The organism is Turicibacter sp. (genome assembly GCF_017941855.1).
GTDB classification, from domain to species: domain Bacteria; phylum Bacillota_I; class Bacilli_A; order MOL361; family Turicibacteraceae; genus Turicibacter; species Turicibacter sanguinis.
Genome location: NZ_JAGAVR010000107.1, coordinates 14,642 through 34,447, shown reverse-complemented (window position 1 = coordinate 34,447; position 19,806 = coordinate 14,642). Strand labels below are relative to the sequence as shown.

General features: G+C 33.7%; 20 protein-coding genes. 11 read left to right on the top strand and 9 right to left on the bottom strand.

Translation table 11 applies throughout. The annotated features are described in order from the left end of the window. Window positions 1-24: 24 nt before the first annotated feature. Both J6D32_RS11630 and J6D32_RS11625 read left to right on the top strand, forming a co-directional pair. Entirely contained in the window at window positions 25-339 is a 315-nt protein-coding gene (locus J6D32_RS11630) for a thioredoxin family protein (RefSeq protein WP_155061911.1), read from the top strand. Between the two features lie 14 nt (window positions 340-353). Beyond that, a complete protein-coding gene (locus J6D32_RS11625) occupies window positions 354-995 on the top strand; it encodes a pentapeptide repeat-containing protein (RefSeq protein ID WP_006784198.1) in 642 nt (213 codons plus the stop codon). Between the two features lie 23 nt (window positions 996-1,018). Here the strand turns inward: J6D32_RS11625 and J6D32_RS11620 are convergent, their stop codons facing one another. Next, window positions 1,019-1,528, bottom strand: a complete 510-nt coding sequence (locus tag J6D32_RS11620) for a GNAT family N-acetyltransferase (protein ID WP_009606368.1) — start codon at window positions 1,526-1,528, stop codon at window positions 1,019-1,021. A 253-nt stretch (window positions 1,529-1,781) separates the two neighbouring features. Here J6D32_RS11620 and J6D32_RS11615 point away from each other — a divergent pair, with 253 nt between their 5' ends. Beyond that, window positions 1,782-3,548 carry a helicase-related protein gene (locus J6D32_RS11615; RefSeq protein WP_006784196.1) on the top strand — a complete coding sequence of 589 codons (1,767 nt, stop codon included), beginning with the start codon at window positions 1,782-1,784 and terminating at the stop codon, window positions 3,546-3,548. Between the two features lie 215 nt (window positions 3,549-3,763). Here J6D32_RS11615 and J6D32_RS11610 read toward each other — a convergent pair whose 3' ends face one another. The 8 genes from J6D32_RS11610 to J6D32_RS11575 form a co-directional block, all read right to left on the bottom strand. Then, the gene (locus J6D32_RS11610) at window positions 3,764-4,039 is read right to left on the bottom strand and encodes a hypothetical protein (RefSeq protein WP_006784195.1); all 276 of its coding nucleotides are present in this window, start codon (window positions 4,037-4,039) and stop codon (window positions 3,764-3,766) included. 372 nt (window positions 4,040-4,411) lie between these two features. Then, a complete protein-coding gene (locus J6D32_RS11605; RefSeq protein WP_009606359.1) occupies window positions 4,412-5,794 on the bottom strand; it encodes a Mur ligase family protein in 1,383 nt (460 codons plus the stop codon). A 178-nt stretch (window positions 5,795-5,972) separates the two neighbouring features. Next, entirely contained in the window at window positions 5,973-7,028 is a 1,056-nt protein-coding gene (locus tag J6D32_RS11600; RefSeq protein ID WP_006784193.1) for a YheC/YheD family endospore coat-associated protein, read from the bottom strand. A 131-nt stretch (window positions 7,029-7,159) separates the two neighbouring features. Next, entirely contained in the window at window positions 7,160-8,443 is a 1,284-nt protein-coding gene (locus J6D32_RS11595) for an ATP-grasp domain-containing protein (RefSeq protein ID WP_009606362.1), read from the bottom strand. Window positions 8,444-8,674: 231 nt separating this feature from the next. Next, a complete protein-coding gene (locus J6D32_RS11590) occupies window positions 8,675-9,706 on the bottom strand; it encodes a YheC/YheD family endospore coat-associated protein (protein ID WP_006784191.1) in 1,032 nt (343 codons plus the stop codon). A gap of 192 nt (window positions 9,707-9,898) precedes the next feature. Continuing rightward, window positions 9,899-11,839, bottom strand: a complete 1,941-nt coding sequence (locus tag J6D32_RS11585) for an FAD-dependent oxidoreductase (RefSeq protein ID WP_006784190.1) — start codon at window positions 11,837-11,839, stop codon at window positions 9,899-9,901. Between the two features lie 208 nt (window positions 11,840-12,047). After that, a complete protein-coding gene (locus tag J6D32_RS11580; RefSeq protein ID WP_006784189.1) occupies window positions 12,048-12,854 on the bottom strand; it encodes a MerR family transcriptional regulator in 807 nt (268 codons plus the stop codon). 83 nt (window positions 12,855-12,937) lie between these two features. Continuing rightward, window positions 12,938-13,378 (bottom strand): helix-turn-helix domain-containing protein, encoded by a 441-nt coding sequence (locus tag J6D32_RS11575; protein WP_006784188.1) that lies wholly within the window; start codon window positions 13,376-13,378, stop codon window positions 12,938-12,940. A gap of 168 nt (window positions 13,379-13,546) precedes the next feature. Between J6D32_RS11575 and J6D32_RS11570 the strand changes: the two genes are divergently transcribed. The 8 genes from J6D32_RS11570 to J6D32_RS11535 all read left to right on the top strand — a co-directional run bounded on the left by J6D32_RS11570 (window position 13,547) and on the right by J6D32_RS11535 (window position 19,805). Further along, entirely contained in the window at window positions 13,547-14,668 is a 1,122-nt protein-coding gene (locus tag J6D32_RS11570) for a serine/threonine-protein kinase (RefSeq protein WP_009606355.1), read from the top strand. A gap of 153 nt (window positions 14,669-14,821) precedes the next feature. Continuing rightward, on the top strand, window positions 14,822-15,562 hold the full coding sequence (locus J6D32_RS11565) for an Ltp family lipoprotein (protein WP_006784186.1): 741 nt from the start codon (window positions 14,822-14,824) through the stop codon (window positions 15,560-15,562). 368 nt (window positions 15,563-15,930) lie between these two features. After that, entirely contained in the window at window positions 15,931-17,013 is a 1,083-nt protein-coding gene (gene cobT, locus J6D32_RS11560) for a nicotinate-nucleotide--dimethylbenzimidazole phosphoribosyltransferase (RefSeq protein ID WP_006784185.1), read from the top strand. An 11-nt stretch (window positions 17,014-17,024) separates the two neighbouring features. After that, on the top strand, window positions 17,025-17,555 hold the full coding sequence (locus tag J6D32_RS11555) for a cob(I)yrinic acid a,c-diamide adenosyltransferase (RefSeq protein ID WP_009606366.1): 531 nt from the start codon (window positions 17,025-17,027) through the stop codon (window positions 17,553-17,555). Further along, complete coding sequence (locus J6D32_RS11550) at window positions 17,552-18,106, top strand: bifunctional adenosylcobinamide kinase/adenosylcobinamide-phosphate guanylyltransferase (protein ID WP_006784183.1); 555 nt, start codon at window positions 17,552-17,554, stop codon at window positions 18,104-18,106. Before J6D32_RS11555 ends, J6D32_RS11550 begins: the two co-directional genes overlap by 4 nt. After that, on the top strand, window positions 18,081-18,839 hold the full coding sequence (locus tag J6D32_RS11545) for an adenosylcobinamide-GDP ribazoletransferase (protein ID WP_006784182.1): 759 nt from the start codon (window positions 18,081-18,083) through the stop codon (window positions 18,837-18,839). Before J6D32_RS11550 ends, J6D32_RS11545 begins: the two co-directional genes overlap by 26 nt. Then, window positions 18,836-19,213 carry a bifunctional adenosylcobinamide kinase/adenosylcobinamide-phosphate guanylyltransferase gene (locus tag J6D32_RS11540; RefSeq protein WP_006784181.1) on the top strand — a complete coding sequence of 126 codons (378 nt, stop codon included), beginning with the start codon at window positions 18,836-18,838 and terminating at the stop codon, window positions 19,211-19,213. The genes J6D32_RS11545 and J6D32_RS11540 overlap by 4 nt, the downstream gene beginning before the upstream one ends. Next, window positions 19,206-19,805, top strand: a complete 600-nt coding sequence (locus tag J6D32_RS11535) for a histidine phosphatase family protein (RefSeq protein WP_006784180.1) — start codon at window positions 19,206-19,208, stop codon at window positions 19,803-19,805. Before J6D32_RS11540 ends, J6D32_RS11535 begins: the two co-directional genes overlap by 8 nt. The last annotated feature ends 1 nt before the right edge of the window (window position 19,806 follow it).

Here is a 19,806-nt window from a genome sequence, read left to right as displayed (position 1 = left end):
GAATGAGACAAAAAGGAGCCCTATATGAATAAAGATTTGTTGCTTCAACAACTTTCAACACATCAAATGATGTTGCTCTATTTTAAAGGAAGCCAATGTAGTGCTTGTCTTGCGTTATTACCGAAAGTAGGAAAAATAATAGAGCAGTATCCTGAAATTGAAATGCGGATAATAGATGTGAATAAGGATGCTGAAATTTCATCACACTTTGGCGTCTATTCCGTTCCCGCTACGATTCTATTCATAGAGGGGAAAGAATATATCAAAGAAGCGGGAATTTTTAGTATACATACCTTAAATGAGAAAATAAATAGATTATACGAAATGATTTATAAGTAGAGGAGAAGTAGACAATGGAGAAAATTGAGAAACCGAAAAGAACAGGGAAATTAAATCATAACCTTACCTTCACAGAGTGCTTGGCAGAAGACTACTACATTCATGGGATGCAATTTGAAAACGAAGAAATTTCATATTTATCCATTGAGCGTCTAAGTTTAAATCAATGTCATTTTAAAAATGTTGTGTTTTTAGAATGTGAATTTGATCATATTGATTTAACGGATACGATTTTTGAAAACTGTGATTTGTCTAATATTAAAATGCCTGATGGAATTATACATCGTTGTATTTTTCAAAACTGTCGTCTGACAGGAAGTGATTTCTCAAACTGTGGCATCCAACAAACACTATTTAAAGAAAATAGTGGACGATATATCAACTTTTCCTTTTCAACGTTTAAAAAAGTAAATTTACTAAGTAATCAGTTTTCACATGGAAGTTTTAATGAATGTCAGTTTAATAAAGTTGCATTTGAAGAAAATCAATTAGAGATAGCAGAATTTATTCACACCTCATTGAATGGTCTCGATTTTTCAAACTGTAAGATAGACGGAATTGTAATTCCAATGGAAAATTTAAAAGGATTAAGTGTCTCACCAGAACAGGCTCTTCAATTAGCGACACTACTTGGACTAAAAATAAAACACCTTTAGGGAGTTTCCTAAAGGTGTTTTCATTAGAATGTAAGAGTGCCAAAGACGTTATCTAAACTTCCTTCAACTAATTCACAAGCTTGAATGTACTGAGCAGGAATTTCATGACAGTTGATGCCAAAATCAACAGAAGATTTAAAGCCGAATCGTTGATAGTAAGCAGGATCCCCAACTAATACAACAGCTGTATATCCCATCTTACGAGCTAGCTCAAAACTTTTCATGACAAGTTTTGAACCTATACCTTGACCGCGATAATTTAGGTCAACAGAAAGTGGAGCAAGTAATAAAACGTCATGATTTTGATTCAAATCTTGAACGATATATTTTGTTAACATGATATGTCCAATAATGTTTCCGTCAACTAAAGCGACTAAGGCAAGTTCAGGAATATAGTTTTCACTGGCGCGAAGCTCATTGACAAAGTTTTGCTCGTTTCCATCCGATACTTGAGCTGTTTCAAATGCTATACGCACAAAGTCATAAATTTGGTTAAATTCTTTTTCATGTTCAGTTCTAATAATTAAGTTCATTTTTAAATCCTCCAATTAGTTAGTAGTACGATTTTTGCTACTGTGAGAGGACAAATTGGATGTCCTCTCTTAAAGGACGGAATCCATTTTACGATGCTTGATCAAACAAACAACTCCTTAGTTTATAAAAAATTTTTTCAACACTGTTAGTATAGCATATAAAAAGAAAAGTAAAAAGTGAGCAATGTTTTTTAAAAAATGACCATCCTATAAATAATGAGTAGAAAGTCGAAATTTGTTGAAGGTGATGATTATGAAAAAAAATAGACGTGAAATCCGTGACCTCAAACAATTAAAAGAACAGCTATTCGGCATTAAACAAGTCGTGCACCACACTAAGATAGGAAACCTGTGGAATCACGAGGCGGCAGTTCGAAAAAAGTTAAAGGTGCTGACTGAAATGGATGGTCAATCGCTTAAAGGGTATCATCAAGTGTATAAGGAATATCGCGACTTGTTAGATGAAATATCAGTTCGATTATTAGAAGACTATAATGACAAAAATAATACAAGCTTTGAATTTGATGAAATTGTTCAATCGCATCTTCCAGAGTATTTATCATCGGGTATTTTAACGGCGCTCGTCAGTAGTCATATTCCTAATTTAATGGCGGATTCATTTAAAACACATTTTCCCAAAAACCCTAAAGATGAATATCAGGAAGCAAGAAATCTTAAACGTAAAATTTATTTGCATTTAGGTCAGACGAATACGGGAAAAACCCATCGAGCTATTGAACGTTTAAAACAAAGTCAAAAAGGTGTATATCTTGCACCTCTTCGCATTTTGGCGCTTGAAATTTATGAACGGTTAAATAAAGAAGGGGTACCTTGTACGTTATTAACGGGGGAGGAAGAGGTTATTATTCCCGAAGCAAACCATCAAAGTTCAACGGTTGAAAAAGTGAATTTAGATCAGACTTACGATGTAGCAGTTATTGATGAGATTCAGATGATTGGAGATTATCAGCGTGGCTCTTCTTGGACGCGTGCTCTTTTAGGGCTTCGATGTTCTGAGATTCATGTCTGTGGGGCGTTAAATGCAAAAGAAATCTTACTTGAAATGATTAAAGATTGTGGCGATGAGTTTGAAGTCATTGAATATGAAAGACTTGTGCCATTAGTTATAGAAAAAGAGCCATTTAATCATCAGGATACACAAGAAGGAGATGCCTTTATCCTTTTTTCAAAACGAAAAGTTTTACAGCTAGCAAAACAGTATAAGGAGATGGGAATCAATGCGAGTGTGATTTATGGTGATTTGCCACCCGAGGTTCGTAAAATGCAGTATTATGACTTTGTGCATAAGAAAAATTTAATTTTAGTGTCAACGGATGCGATTGGAATGGGTGTTAATTTGCCAATTCGACGCATTGTATTCATGAATTTATGCAAATTTGATGGAGAAGAAGAACGATTTTTAACGTCCCAAGAAGTCAAACAAATTGCAGGACGAGCAGGAAGGATTGGAATTTATGAAGTCGGATATGTAGCAGGGTATGGACGTTCTTATTCATTTTTAAAAGAAAAGATTGAGATGGAAGATGACCCGATTGAACAAGCTGTCATTGGACCAAGTGAAGTGTTACTTCAGATTGAAGGATTACCGCTCAAAGAAAAGCTGGCGCTTTGGAGTACAATGCCTGTTGAGACCCTGTATTATCGTAAGATGGATATCCGTGATTATATTTTAGTCTTAGATAAAGTCCGTCGTTATAAATTGGATGAATATGTGGAATGGAAATTGATGAAGTTACCAATTGATGTGCATAATGATGAAGTCTTATCGACGCTACTATTTTTCATCGAAAGCTATTTTGTTCAAAAAGTGGGTGAAGTACCAAGACCTCATCTAGGTGAAGTTAATTTATCAAATTTAGAAACCTACTATCAAGAGGTTAACCTATACTACTCATTCTGTAAAAGTTTCAATATTGAATTTGATGTTGAATGGGTATACGATGAAAGACTGAGAATCAGTGAACTGATCAATGATTTACTTATAAAAGGAAGATACTAAATTTAAATGATATTAATTGGATGATGAAAATCAGGCGCATACGAAAATCAATTTTAAATGATAGGATAAGTGAGGATAGCATCATTGTTCATAAGTAGCCAATAAAATAGTATAGGGTTGAGTCTTATCACTTCTACTCAAGTCATACTAAAGCTACTAACATCAAGTAAAAAGGTTCAGAAACTTGAGTTCTGAACCTTTTTAGTAATCATTAATTAGAATTTATTAAACATTGATTCATCTTCAATTAACCAAAGCTTTTTATAAACTGTTCCAAATTCAATAGGGCAAACAAATCCATTTCGGTCAACTAAATGTAGTTGATTCGTAATCGTGTTTTGTTTAAGTTCTCCTGAAAGAAAAACAATGTCATCATAACATTCTATTTGAATTTTATCATTTAATTTAACGCTACAAATAAATTCACGATCAAAGTAACTATAAACATGAAGTTCATTATTGTTTGGTTTGATTAAAATATCGTTAAACATTTAAAAGCCCCTCCTAGTAAAAAAAACATATTGATAAACAATCTTTTATTAAATGTAAAAGATTGATGATTTCCTAGTTTTAAATATAACATATCCTAAAATACAAATTAAGCAATATGCAATTCTATATACAAAAGAACTTTAATTCATACATTTATAATCAGACTTACTACTTAAGCCCTTCTGTTGATACTAAGGAGAACGATAGGGGCAATCTAACATCTTTAAGAGAATAAGCTTCCACTATTTTGAGTAAAAGTTTTCCGAGTGTGAAAAACTTATTTAGACTGAGATAATTCGAGGAGCAAAGTGAGAAGTCGAATAGAATTTAAAAACTGTTCAGAGTATATTTAAATCTGAACAGTTTTTTTATTATTTTTTAAGTTTAAGGTTATTTACGAAGTTAATGACTGCCGGGTCATGCATTGAACATTTTGTAAGTAGTGTTGTATCTTTATCAACAATTTGATTCAATAATCGACGCACTCCTTCTGTTGATGAAAAGCTATATACTTTCCCTTTAAATCCATTTCGACGACATTGCAAAGCAATATATCTAGCTTGGGATCCTATAGTGATTAATACGTCGAGATCATACTGGCAAATCATATCCCCAACTTTTTGATGAAGTTGTCTTGAGTTTTTCCCCAGTGCATCAATGCTACCAACTAGCGCTATTTTTTTACGATTTTTAGCTATTTCACACATTGTTTTAATACTTGCTTCGAGTGAAGTAGGATTGATGTTCCAAGTATCCACAATCAGCTGACATTGATTCAATCCTTTCATAACTTCAAAGTGAGAATTTAAATGTTTGAATGAAGGAAGGAGTTTAATAGAATCACGATAGCTAATTCCCACTTCATAAGCAGCTGCAATGGCAGCCATGCTATTATAAACTTGATGGACACCGTAACCAGGAATGAAAACTTTGTATCTTTTATTATTAACAGTTAAAATGTAACTCATTCCTTTAGGTACGAATTCAATGTTTGAAGCCTGATAATCGGCATTCTCGCCTACACCATAGTAAATAATTTTTCCTTTAAAATCTTCTAAGCTAATTTTTTTAATGTTATCATCGTCGGCATTTAAGATTAAGGTTCCTTTTTCACCAACTGCTTTCACCATTTCACCTTTAGCTTTTATGTAACCTTCGAGTGTTTTACATTGATCAAGGTGGTCAATACCGATGTTTGTGATGATTCCGATTTGTGGTTTAAAGTATCGTGAGCTTTTTTTTATATAACCAGGAGCAGCCACGGCAGTTTCATAAACAGCTGCTTCAACACTATCATTTAATTTCATTAAGTAAGAGAGATGTTTAGACTCCCCGTTAGTAGACTTCACGGTTCCCTCTGTTTTATAAAAATGCTTTAAAATATGACGTGTCATATCTTTTGTTGTTGTTTTACCACATGTTCCAGTGACAGCGATAACGGGGATATCAAATTGATTACGATAAAAATCAATAAAGTCATAATATGACTCTTTTATTTTATTAACTTTGATAATTGTACAGTTATTACCGAATGGACAGTGACCAATAGGCCGATCTGTAACAATTGCACAAGGTAAGTATTTTTTGATAAATCTCCAGTCAAAAGTTCTAGGATTGAGTAAGAAAAGAAGGGTATTACTAGATTCTACTTGTTTTGCTTGTGTCACAACGGAAGAAATCATGAGATTATCATTTCCTTTAACAAGAGAACCGTGAATCACCTTTCTAATCGTACCTATTGAAAGTTTTTTCATAATAATATCTCCTTATGATTTAGGGTGGGTCTCCCTTATGATTTGAATTTCATAGTTCCCGATGTTAAGTTAAGTGACAATCTTGCTATAAGTATTATAAGGAATAAAAATATGATGTATTTAATAGTAGAACTTTATCATAATGAATTGAACTTAATTAAGAAGGGAACAACTATCCTTATCGGTTATTGAGGTGAGATTTATGTTGTTTAGCTAAATAAATCGTATACTGAATCATTGTGCGCTCAGCACCTACTTTTCCAAATAATGCATGAGGAAGTCCAGGGCGCCAATTTACTTCATAAATCCAAAAATGTTTATTTTGATCAATACCAATATCAATACCAAGCTCATCTAAAGTTTCAGAATGAACTTGTTGTTGAATCTCATCCATGTGCCGTGCCAAATCCAATGCAAATCTTTCAAGGCGTTTTTTCATGGCACTGTATTCTTTTGGGTATTGTTGGCGTAAAAATTTTTCAATTGGAACCCGAGATCCTCCGCTACTTAAATTAGTAACGAACGAATTATTACGAGCTACACGGGCATAAATTAAGGCAACTTTCCACTCACCATTACCATCTTTTTGCACATGCAGTCTTAAGTCAAAAGGGACACCATATCGTGTCTTAGAATTAATACAGGGCTGTATTAAATGTTTTTTACCTCTGATACGTTGTTTCACAAATCTCATCAATTGTGCTTCATTATATATAAATTTCTGATGATCTACTTTTACACTATATCCTTTAGGTAATTTATCAATAAAAGTCACACCAATCCCTTTATGACCATCATTCGGTTTAAATACAATTTTTTTATATTTATTTAAAGCGTTTAAAACATCTTTAGGTGAGTAAACCGTAATAGAAGGAATTAAATACTCTGAAAAAGTTTTCGCTTCTTTTAAGCGATAATAAACTGTCATTTTTGATCCAATGGAATGGCTTGTAAAAGGAATTTCTTGTTTTAAGACATCAATTTTATCTTGGGAATGAGCCATTTTACCTGGATTTCCGTGGTTGAATATAACATCTGGAAAACGGCGTTCAACTTTTTTCCACTGATTTTTAACTAAGATATATCCATTGATTTTCCGATTTGCAATATCGATCCCTTTTGGTGAAAAAAATAAAAATTCTGCATTTTCTTTTTGGGCAGCGACTGCAAAGTAATAAGCCTGCTTCACCGTTCTTGGATTTTTGCGATGGCTTAAATATCCAATTAATATCATATTTTTCTCTCCTTAGGATAGATAAAAACACTACCCCAATGCTATCATATGCGAATTGAGAGCGAACGGATAATTTTTTCCAAAATAAAAACTCCAATAGGGTTGGAGTTTTAAATAGGAAATTTAAAGAGCTAACGTCTTGGTTTTCGATTTGAATTTCGACTAAGATTTCGAGTATTAGTTCGATTGACATTACGATTTGTATAAGGCATTAAGACGAATTTTATTTTTGAAGCAGCATATTTAGCATTTTTTTTGGCTTCATTTTCAGTTTTTCCAATTGCTACAACATAAGCATAACGATTTCCCATTGATTCTGGGGGGGTTAAGAGTGTACCTTTTCTAGGTTTAATATAAACTGATTTAACATTAGGGGATGTAAGTGCAGCTTGTTTTCCTAAGACTCGCTCTAAGATTCCTTTTTGTTTGACAATAATATATTGTGCAAATGCATTTTTTTTGTGTTTAGGTTCTAAATCAGGCTCTTTACCAAGTGCTAGTTTTAACGTTTCTTTTACAAGATTTATACCCAATCCAATTTCAAGAAACTCATTCATTCCACTACCAGAAATTCTAGGATTTGTTTCAACTAGCTTCCATTGTTTATTAACGAGGCGCATTTCAAGATGACAGGAACCATTTTCAAGCCCGTGAAGTTCAATGATATCTTTTACAGCAACTTTAAGAGATTCATAGAATTTTGGATTTGGATCAATCACTAGATTATACCCCGTGATGATATAACGATTGTAAAATGTAATCTCTTGCTCGATAATCGCGACAATATGAACGCTTTTTTTAATAACCATACATTCAACTAAATATTGAGGGCCATCAAGGTATTCCTCAAGAAGTAGAGGCTCTTGTGGATATTTTTTAGTGAGTCTTTTTCGATAAGTGTTAAACTCATCCATCGATGTAATTTTAAAAACATCTTTAGATCCTGCTGAAGACGGAGATTTTAACATGAATGGAATTAAGTCTTTAACTTCACGCTTACTAAAACTTTCATTTGGATTTAGTTTAATAAAACGGGGGCTATAAGGAGAATTTTTAACCGCATTTCGTGATAATAACTTATCTTCCATATTCATAATTCCAGCTGTTGTGAATTGACTAAGACCAAATTCTTCTGCTAATTGAGCTGCTACATAACAATATTGATCAATAAAGCTAATGATACATTTAATTTCAAATTTACCTGTTTTTTGTAAGTTACTTATGACGTTACGAACTTCATCCATGTTTTTAAAATTGACTCGTTTCACTAATTTTATTTCAGGGTATTCTGAACGATTTGTAAATCCGGATTTATCAGTTAATAAAATTGTAAAGTATCCCATTTTATCTGCGGCTTTAATAGCTTCACGACTAGAGCCGGTTTTGTTACTATTTATAAATATAATGGTTTTCATTACCTATTACTTCCTTTTGTAAACAATAATTTAATAGCTTTGACGATGATTTCATTTGAGTAGTTCAGCTTTATCCAAGTGTGTATGTGGGAAGTCTTTTATAAATGGAATGATAGGAAATAAGACTAGGAACTTTAGGTATTAGAAATACTTTTGATGTCATATTACTAAGTTTCTTATCCTAATCTTCTGATGTAGCATTCTTTTGCTAATCTTACGTTCATTCACACATCATTTTTTACATAAGCTTGCGGCATAACGAATAGTGTTAGTTTCGATTCCATACTTTCCATAGAAGGAGTGTGGAGTGCCAGGAAGCCAGTTGACTTCATATATCCAGATATTGTTGTGTTCATCAATTCCGATATCAATTCCGAGTTCGTCAAATTTATGAAGATGAGATTTTTCCTGTAAATCATCTAAGTGATTGGCAAGCTTTATGGCGAAGATTTCAAGTTTTTTCTTCATTTCTTCTCGATGACGTGGATTGTGTTCTTTTAAATAGTCATCTAAGACGGCGACTTTTGCTCCTTGATGAACATTTGTAATTAAGCTTCTTGTTGTAGAACTTCGTGCATAAATGACTGATATAATCCACTTTTTATTTCCATCTTTGTGCACATGTAGTCTAAAGTCCGTTGGTTCACCATCACTATTTTTAGAGTTAATATAGCGTTGTACAAGATAGTTTGTATGAAGGATTCTTTTTGACACAAATTCATTTAATTGAGATAGGGTATAGATATGATCTACCCCTTCAAATTGAACTAAGAACTTTTGTCCTTTTCGTTCAATAAAGGTTACACCTTCACCTTGATGACCACCAACCGGTTTAAAGACAATTTTTCCATTCTTTTGTATAAACTTCAACAGTTCTTGGGTTGAAGAAACTGTTTGAGTTGGAATTAAGTAACGTGAAAAAACTTTTGCCTTTTTTAAACGCTTATATACCGCCATTTTATTTCCTACTGGATAACTTGTAAATGGAATTTCTTTTCTTAATCGGTTAACGATCTGTTTTGAACGATTAAGCTTTGCAGGACTCCCTGCATTGAAAATGACATCAGGAAATCGTTTAGTTGCACGTTTCCAAATTCCGTCTTTATACACATAGCCATTAATGACTTTATTTTTAAAATCCACCCCTTTAGGTGAAAAATAAATAAAATCTACCCCTTCTTCTTTAGCGGCAAGGGCATAAAAAGAAGTTCTTTCAATGGAAGTGGGCATTTTACGATGATGTAACATTCCAATCAAGATCATTTTTTATCACTCTTCTTTAAAATAGGGTAGGATAAATAGCATCCCAATTTTATAATATGCGGGACTTCGATATTAGGGTAGAGAAAAATAACATAAAAGAAAGCTTAAAGTACAAAAAATCCCTCTACTAGTGCTAATAGTAGAGGGATGTATGTAATAGGGATTGACATGTTAGGTAAACAATGATGTTTTTTATTTTAAACTTGCGGCTGCGCTTGCACCGGCAATACGACCAGTTCCATAAGCATATCCTAAAGTTCCACCTTCAAAGAAGACATAGCTGTTTCCATATGCTCCATTTGTTTCTGATCCAGCAGCATATAATCCTTTAATTGCTTTTCCGTTAGGATCTAATACTTCAGCATTATCGTTAATATCAATTCCACCTAAAGTTCCTAAGAAGACTGAAGGAGTTGTTTTAACAGCATATAAAGTTCCTTCTAATTTATCTAAATATTTAGATGATTTAAAGTGATCAGTATCTTCACCAGTTTCACATAATTCATTGTAACGTGCGATAGTATCAACTAAGTGAGCCATTCCTAATTTTTCTGCTAATTCTTCAGGACTGTTTGCAGTAATAATACTTCCTGCTTCAATTAACGCTTCAATATCAGGCATGATATCCGTTGGTGTATGAGCTTTTTTAGCAGCGTCGGCTGTGTTAACTTCGTGTCCAACTTCAATAAATACTGTTGGATTAGTTGCTAATTCACCAGTATAAACATCAGTTAAACCAGCAGCTCCTTTTTCTTTAACGATATCGATCATCGTTTGATCGAAGATTTCATAAGCTGTCATTTGAGGTAATGATTTAATAACATTTGATGTTTTAATTGGTTCGAAAATAAATGATTCTTCATTCATGAAACGATTTCCATCAACATCAACAAATAAGAATGGATTAATTAAAGCAGAGTTTAGTGCAGATCCCCAAGATGATCCACCGCGGTTAACTCCATAATGCATTGTAATAGCATCTTCATAACTTGCTGCAGCCCCAGCAGAGATGGCCATTTCGATACCTGTTCCGATATTTGTTGCAACGCGACCTTTTCCTACGCCTTCACCAAAATATTTAGTTACTAATTCTTCGTTTCCAGCAAATCCACCTGTTGCTAAAATGACGGCATCAGCATTAATTGTTAAGATTCCACCGTCTTCTTTCTCAGCTTGAATTCCTTTAATTTCACCATTTTCAATCATTAAATCTGTTGCTTTAGTTGAATATAGAACTTCTCCACCTAGTGCTACAATTTGTTCATGTAATGTTGTAATAGCAACAGTTCCTCCATCTACATATCCATGGATAGTTGAATTAGGATGCGTATACTTATGCTCTTCATATCCACCAGTTGAAGGATGAGCTAAGATTAAATTCACCCCATTTTCGATTAACCAGTCAACAGTGCGTCCAGAGTTTTGAATTACTTTAGATAATAATCCACCATTTGCAGTATAGTTACTTGTATCAACGAATTGATCATAGAACCATTTACCATCTACTGTTTTACCTTGTTCTTGTTGTTGAGTTGAATCTGTTCCAAATAATCCACCAGCCATTGTTCCTTGACCAGCAGGAGATGCCGTCATTTCAACTAATGTTACTTTTGCTCCATCTTGAACAGCTTGTAAGGCAGCAGCCGAACCTGAAGCACCTCCCCCAACAACAACGATTTCAGTTGTGATTTCTTCGTCGATTCCAACTTTAGCAATTTCAGTTTTAAAATCTTCAATATTAGCGCCTGCTTCTGTTAAACATGTTTCAATAGCTGTTAATAACGCACTTGAACTATTTGTTGCACCTGTTACCGTATCAACGGCAATTGTTTGGTTTGCTACGACTTCTTCAATTAAAGATTCTAAAGCTTTATCTCCAAGTCCTGCCGTTTCTGTTGATTCTAAAATTTTAATACTTTCAATTTTTGTTTCACTTAAGACAACTTCGACTGTAATGGTTCCGTTGTTTCCAGTCCCCGTTGCGGTATAAGTTCCAGCTTTAAGTGTTCCTTTTGATTGCGTTGATTCAGATACTGAATCAGATGATGTTGATGCTTCATTAGCAGAACATCCAGTTGTAAGTAATGCCATGACTAAAAAAGCAGCGGCAGCACGTTTAGAAAAATGATTCATGATGATAACCTCCCCAAATAAACTTTGTGTTTTATTTAACAATCTCAGTTTAAGGGTGAGGGTAAGTGGCAAGTCAACAGGATTTGTGAAAAAATTAATATAAAAAATCTACTTTTTTTATTCATTTTCTAATTAATTTACATATTTGGAATAGACACAGATTCTCAAATCAGCATAAAAAAAAACTAACCCGAGTGTAGGACACAGGTTAGTCGATTGGAATATATATTTTAAAATATTGATACAGAATCTCATCCTCGCAAGTCGATTTTAATAAGATAGCGATGATATCCCCACTACAATGAAACGGATACGCAGTGAAGATTTCCTTAATCGCATGAATTAGAACTTTGTTTTCAGTATACGGGATCTTAACTTTTAAATAAGTTGTAAAAACACGACAAGAATCTATACGAATAAATCGTTCATCAACTGCTAACTGTAAAAAATCTAGTGCAGTTTGTGAAATCCCCAAACACCAGTGATAACTAAAATCCTCCGTCTTTAAATTAGACTTTGGAATATATAATAACGACTCTGTAATTGGGGCATGATCAATTAAATTAATTTCTCCGATTAAACTATGGTGTTCTTCAATTAATCTTTTATTATCACTCTGGATTAAAATATATCGAGTTGGCATCATTTCAATGAACCATTGATTTAATCTTTCATCACATTCTACACTCGAATCATATAAATCTATCGCCAACTTTTGTTGTAATTTTAAATTTTCAATTTCAACTTGAAGAGAGTCAATATGCTTTGATAGCATCTCATTTAGTTTTGTATTATCAATTCCTTTAACTAAGTCAGAAGTATCCTTAATCGAAAAACCTATATTACGAAATTTTTTAGATTGAATCAATCTTCCAAACTGCCCAAAATCATAATAACGATAATTAGTTTCATGGTCTTTCGTTGGAATAATTAAATCAAATTTTTCATAATGCTTTAATAAATGAGGAGACACTCCCATTGTCTTAGTTAATTGTCCAATCTTATAATTCTCCATAACTTCCCCTTAAAAAATATTTGTCAAATGATATGCACTTCATTTTATCAAAAGATAAGAGGAATTGCTATAAAACCTATCTTTTAATCGATATTTCCAAGGGAATCTTGTTCATAACGATCTAAAAATAAATTCGTATTAATCAGATTTAACTGTTTATTCAGTGCAAAAATTAATAAAGAATCACGACGATTCTTAGCGTACAACTTATTAAATCCGCCAAGAGTCAAAGCTTTATTAGTCTCCTCAAGGGAAAAACCACCGCTAATACATAATTTTAAAATGGTATCGCGACTAGGAGATTTAGTTCCATTAAAAATCTGATATGCATAAGAACGTGAAATATCAGCTTGTTCAATCCACAAGCCTTTCTTTAAGTTTTTGTTTGAACGAATTTCCTCAAGATAATTGATAAACGTTAATGTGTTTTTGGGTAATTGAAGTTTTAAGTAGTCATCTAACATTTTCTCATCTTCAATAAAGTTTAATATTGTATCAAGCTCTGTCGTTTTTTTATCGCTCATATTCACACCTCAAATCACAAATTATATATTTACAGAAATAGTTTGATCGTTCCTAGGTCCTAGAAATTTAATTTAGTCAAAAGTTTTTACGCTGTTAAAAACTTACTTGGACTTGTATAGTATAATAGTATAATGAGTTAAACTTTAAATCAATGTTAAGGGGATTATATGGATCAACTAGAACAAGAATATCAAATTTCATTATATGAAACATTAGTTGAATTAAATCATTCACCTAAAAGTGACGTTTTACTTGTTCAAAATTCGTTAACAAGTAAAATTTATATTAAGAAAATTCTGAAAAATTATAATCTAGATGTTTATCGAAAATTACAACATATTAAAAATCGACATCTTCCAAAAATAGAAGAGATATTTGAATGTGAAGATTGTTTAATTGTTATCGAGGAATTTATCAACGGACGAACCTTACAAGAATATATGAATGAGCCGTTAGATGAAAGTTTTGCGATTAAATGTGGAATTCGCTTATGTGAAGTACTAGAAGTACTACACAATCAAAAACCCCCAATTATCCACCGCGATATTAAACCATCCAATGTCATGATTAGTGCAGACGGAGTTTTGAAACTGATTGATTTTGATGTATCGCGTGTTTACCAAAATAATCGCCAGCTCGATACACACATTTTAGGAACTAAAGGTTACGCTTCACCTGAGCAATTTGGATTTGAACAAACGGATGCACGCAGTGATATTTACTCGATTGGTGTGTTACTAAATGTATTAACAACTGGTGATATGTATCAAAAAAATCGATCTAAGATTGGGAGAATCATCGATAAATGTACGAAACTCTCACCGAATGATCGATATCAAAATGTGCATGAATTAAAGTCAGACTTATCCAAACTGATTCATAGGCCAATAGAACTAAAAGAATCATTAATTAGGCAACAAGTTAACCTATATTTATCTTGTTTAGACTTTTTAAACATTCTTCCTAACAAGGAACCTAAAAATCTTGTTTTAAAAGAAATTAGACAAATTCCAGGATACCGACGTGGAAATCTACTATTTGTCATTATTGCGACGCTTTGGTATCTGTTTTTAATATTTGGGGGAACTCAAGGTACTTCAATCATTACTTGGATTGAAAATGTATCACTCGTTATCTGTTTAATTAGTATGACGTTACTCAACAGTAATTATAAACAGCTTCAACAGAGACTTCCGGGTATAAAAGATAATTTATTGACTGGATTAATGGTTTATAATTTTATTATATTCATGATTTGGGGATTACTTAATGATTTTTTGAAACGCTAATTTTTTATATTAAACCAAAAGGGTCTGCTCCTAGCAGACCCTTTTGGTTTAGGTTATTTGTATAATCAATAGGTGTCATTTCAATCGATACTGATCTAATTAAGTTATATATCATCGCATAGAGAAGTAAAAAAACGAAGGAGGACCTGAATAATGGGAAAAATGATTAAATGTAAAACGTGTTCTAAAGAAATAGCATCTAAGGCTAAAGTATGTCCAGAATGTGGGGCGAAAAATAAAAAATCATTTTATAAAAAATGGTGGTTTTGGTTGATTATTTTATTTGTCATGATTGGAGCTTTCGGTGGGGAAGATTCATCAAATCATTCAGAATCAAATCAAACTATTGAACAAGAAGTGGATCAAGTAAATAAAGTAGAAGAGACTACTCAAAAAACAGAAAATACTACTCAAGTAGAGGAAAAAGTGGAAGAAAATATTCCAACAGAATACAAATCAGCCCTAAAAAAGGCAACAACATACAGCGATATCATGAATATGTCTAAGGCAGGAGTATACGATCAACTAACATCGGAATATGGAGAGAAATTTTCACCAGAAGCTGCCCAATATGCCATTGATAATGTGCAAGTTGATTGGAAAGAAAATGCATTAAAAAAAGCAACAACGTATAGCAATACCATGAATATGTCTAAAGCTGGTGTTTATGATCAATTAACATCAGAATACGGGGAGAAGTTTACAGCAGAAGAAGCACAGTACGCGGTGGATAATGTAAAAGCGGATTGGGAGGAAAATGCGTTAAAAAAAGCAGAAACTTATCAAAAAATGATGTCTATGTCTCCGAGCGCTATTTATGATCAATTAACATCAGAATATGGAGAGAAGTTTACAGCGGAGGAAGCACAATACGCAATTGATCATCTTCAATAACTCATAAATTTCTAGGAGCGTTTGACGCTCCTTTTTTTTGCTCTTTATTAATGAAAATATTATTTATCAAATTAATAGTTTGTCTGCTTGTAGCAGACCAATTTTAATTTGATTCTAGTTATAATAAAAGAGTGGTTCATATTCTAATTGCCTTTAAAAGTGTTTGGTGTGTAGTTGAAATGATTTTGTGGGGAAATCATTAATTAGTAGTTGTTATGTTATTTAAATTTCATTTGAGAGTCTATCTTATAGTTGTAAGGTAGGCTTTTTTTGTCGTTTATAAACAATAAAGGATGCAAGCCTTCAGATAATCTTGTAAAATGAATGAGAAAGTGAACGTTTAAAAAGAAAAGTTAGGAGGAGATTTTTTGTTACAGACAGTCCTCGCAGGTATCAAACCCATTAATCAAGAAACAAAGAAGTTAGCTAAAAAAAGAGTTGATTCATTAGCAAAGCCCCTAGGGAGTCTAGGTGAATTAGAACATCTTTCAATTCAAATCGCCGGAATTACAGGACGTGTTGTAAATAAGATTGAAAAAAAGTGTATTATCATAATGGCGGCTGATAATGGAGTGGTTGAAGAAGGCGTAGCATCAGCTCCACAACTTGTAACATTGGCTCAGACTAAAAATTTTATTAAAGGTAAAACAGGCGTTGCAGTTTTGGCAGCTCAAAATAAAGCTGATTTAATGGTGATTGATATTGGGATTAATTCTGACGAAATTATTCCAGGAGTCATTCATAAAAAACTTGCGAAAGGAACGCAAAATATTTATAAAGGGCCCGCAATGTCTCATGAAATGGCGGTTCAAGGGATTGAAGTTGGAATTGAAGCAGTTAAAAAAGCTAGAGAAAAGGGGTACCAATTACTCGGCGTGGGTGAAATGGGGATTGGAAATACCACAACCTCAGCTGCTGTCTTAAAAGGATTAACGGGGATTTCTGTGGATAAGCTTGTTGGAAAAGGTGGCGGAATTACGAAAGCTGCCTATGAGAAAAAAAAGCACGTCGTAAAACGAGCAGTTGAGTTAAATCAAGTAAATCCACAAGATCCAATTGATGTGATTGCTAAAGTCGGTGGATTTGATATTGCAGGAATGGTCGGTGTCTTTTTAGGTGCGGCTTATTACCAAATCCCCGTTGTCATTGATGGCTTTATTTCAGTTGTAGCAGCATTAGTGGCAACTAAATTAAATAAAGATGTAAAAGATTATTGCATTCCATCGCACAAATCAGAAGAAATCGGCTATAACATAGCGATTGAACAATTAGGATTGACACCTATGCTAAACCTTAGCATGCGTTTAGGGGAGGGGAGTGGTTGTCCCATTGCGTTTTCGGTGATTGAATTTGCAATGGCTATGATGAATAACATGGCAACATTTGATGAAGCGCATATTGATGATGATTATTTAGATGAAGTGCGGAATGAAGAAAGTTATAAAGTTTAAGGAGGCCGACTATGGAAATCGGATTAATTCATATTTATTGTGGAGATGGTAAAGGAAAGACAAGTGCTGCAATGGGACTTGGACTTAGAGCTGTTGGTCATGGGAAAAAAGTATTGTTAACACAATTTTTAAAAAGTAATAAAACAGGAGAATTAAAATCGATTGAGAAATTATCAGAATTTTTTCATGTTGTAAAAGGTGAGCCAGCTAAAAAATTTGTTTGGAATATGACAGAAGAAGAAAAAGCAATCGTAAAAATAGAACATACTAATCGTTTTAAAGCAGTCACCAAAAAGGCAGTCGAAGAAGACTATGATGTTCTCATTTTAGATGAATTGATTGCGACGGTTAATTTAGACTTTGTTCCTGTGCATTTGGTCGTTGATTTTTTAAAGAATAAGCCAACATCATTAGAAGTTGTCATGACAGGGCGTAATCCTAAAGTTGAATTAGTTGAACTTGCTCATTATGTATCTGAAATAAAGGCTGTGAAGCATCCGTTTACAGAAGGGATTCCCGCACGAGTAGGAATTGAAATATGATCATCCTTGTAGTAGGTGGAGCTAAAAGTGGAAAATCTGATTATGCTGAAAAAATAGCACAAATGCTACATGAAGGCGGAAATCTATATTATATTGCAACGATGAATCCTCATGATGAGGAAGATCAACAACGAATCAAAATTCATCAACAAAAGCGTGAAGGCCGCGCTTTTCAAACACTAGAAGCAAAGCGACAGCTTCATAAAATAATCGATACGATTAATCCACAGGATACTATCTTACTCGATAGCTTAACCTCGTGGATGACAAATGAAATGTTTGTAATGGCTGAGTTTTATCCAAATGTGAGTGTACAAATGCTAGAAGTCGTAAAAAAGATAAACACAAAACACCTTGTCATTGTGTCAGATTATTTGTTTAGTGATGCCATTCATTATGATGCGTACACCGAGACATTTCGGCGCGAACTAGGCTATGTAAACTGTGAAATCGCAAAATTGGCTGACGTTGTCATCGAGTGTGTTTACGGAAATACGATTGTCCACAAGGGAAAGGAGGCGCTTCATGAAAAGCTTATATTACGCACTTAATATGGCCATCAGTATGTTCACGATTATTCCACTACCGAAATATGAATGGGATGAATCATCGGCACGTCATATGATGAAACTTTATCCTTTCATCGGACTCATCATCGGAGGACTTTGGTACGTGGCGGCTTTGTTGTTAACCGCTCTTCAAGTCACGGAAACTTTAACCGCCTCTATCTTACTTGCCATTCCATTTTTACTGACAGGATTTTTACATCTAGATGGGTTCATGGATGTATGTGATGCCTTATTATCAAGACGTTCCCAAGAAGAAAAAATTCGAATATTAAAAGACTCTCGGGTCGGTGCCTTTGCTGTTATTTCTTTAGTCTTATTATTAATTTGTCAGTTTTCAGCACTTCAGACACTTCTAACACATCAACAATCCTTTCTGTTTTTCATTCTCATTCCGATTATTTCAAGAAGTCTTGTTGGATACTTTTTAATTACAAAGGAGACGATTAGTGAAAGCTATCTAGGAAAATTATTTAAACAAGGAACTGGGCGCCTTGACCTTCTTATCTTAAGCCTAATCTACTTCATCACCTTTTTGGGGAGCTATCTACTCGTTGGAATATTAGGGATTGCCGTTCCCCTTTTCATGGGAATCGCTGCTTTGCTACTTGTACGTAACACCCAAAAACAACTCGGTGGATTTAACGGAGATGTCGCGGGCTATATATTAGTTCTTTGTGAATTTATCGGATTACTAACCTTAGGAGTGATAAGATGAAACTCATAATTGGTGGCGCCTATAACGGAAAATTAAATTACGTAAAAGAAACATTAAGAGTAGTGGATGAAGATATTTGTTATATTCAAGACACCCTTGATTTATCAAAATCAGTTCTATACGGAATTCACCACTTTATTTATCACAACGCCTTAAATGGCATCTCATCATTACCATTTTTTGAAGAGCATCTCGACGACTTAAAAACTAAAGTCATCGTTTGCGATGAAATCTCATCAGGCATCGTTCCATTAAAAAAAGAAGAACGATTTTATAGAGAGGAAGTAGGGCGCATCCTGCAATTTTTAAGTCGTGAAAGTAATAGCATTATTCGGATTTTTTGTGGTATCGAGGTGGTCCTTAAAGATGAATAATATGATTTTATATGTCATCAGACATGGAAAAACAAAAAGTAATGAACAACGACTTTACTGTGGAAAAACAAACGATGTTTTAAGCGAAGCCGGCATCAAGGAAATCAAAGAGAAACAAAAATGTTACAACTATCCTGTTTGTGCTAAAAACTTTACAAGTGGTGCAATTCGTGCGAATCAAACCTTTGAACTCCTTTATCCCCAAACCTTTTATGAGGTGCGTCCATTATTTTGGGAATATGATTTCGGTGAGTTTGAAGGAAAGTCGTATGACATGTTGAAAGATGATGCGCGCTATATCGAATGGATCATGGATGAAGAGGGAGCAGTTTCGTGTCCACAAGGAGAGTCAAAACAAGATTTTTATAAACGAATTTCAAAAGGACTTGAATTACTTGTGGATGAGTTGTTAGAAAGTCATGAATCAGAGGCTTTGTTAGTCTGTCATGGCGGTGTGATTGGAACATTACTTCATTTGTTTTATGATCAACGTAAACATTTTTATGAGTATCAACCCCGTTGTGGTGGCGGTTATAAATTACGTCTTACAAAAGAGACAAGTATTAAAATAGAGATATTAGAGGAGTTTTAGC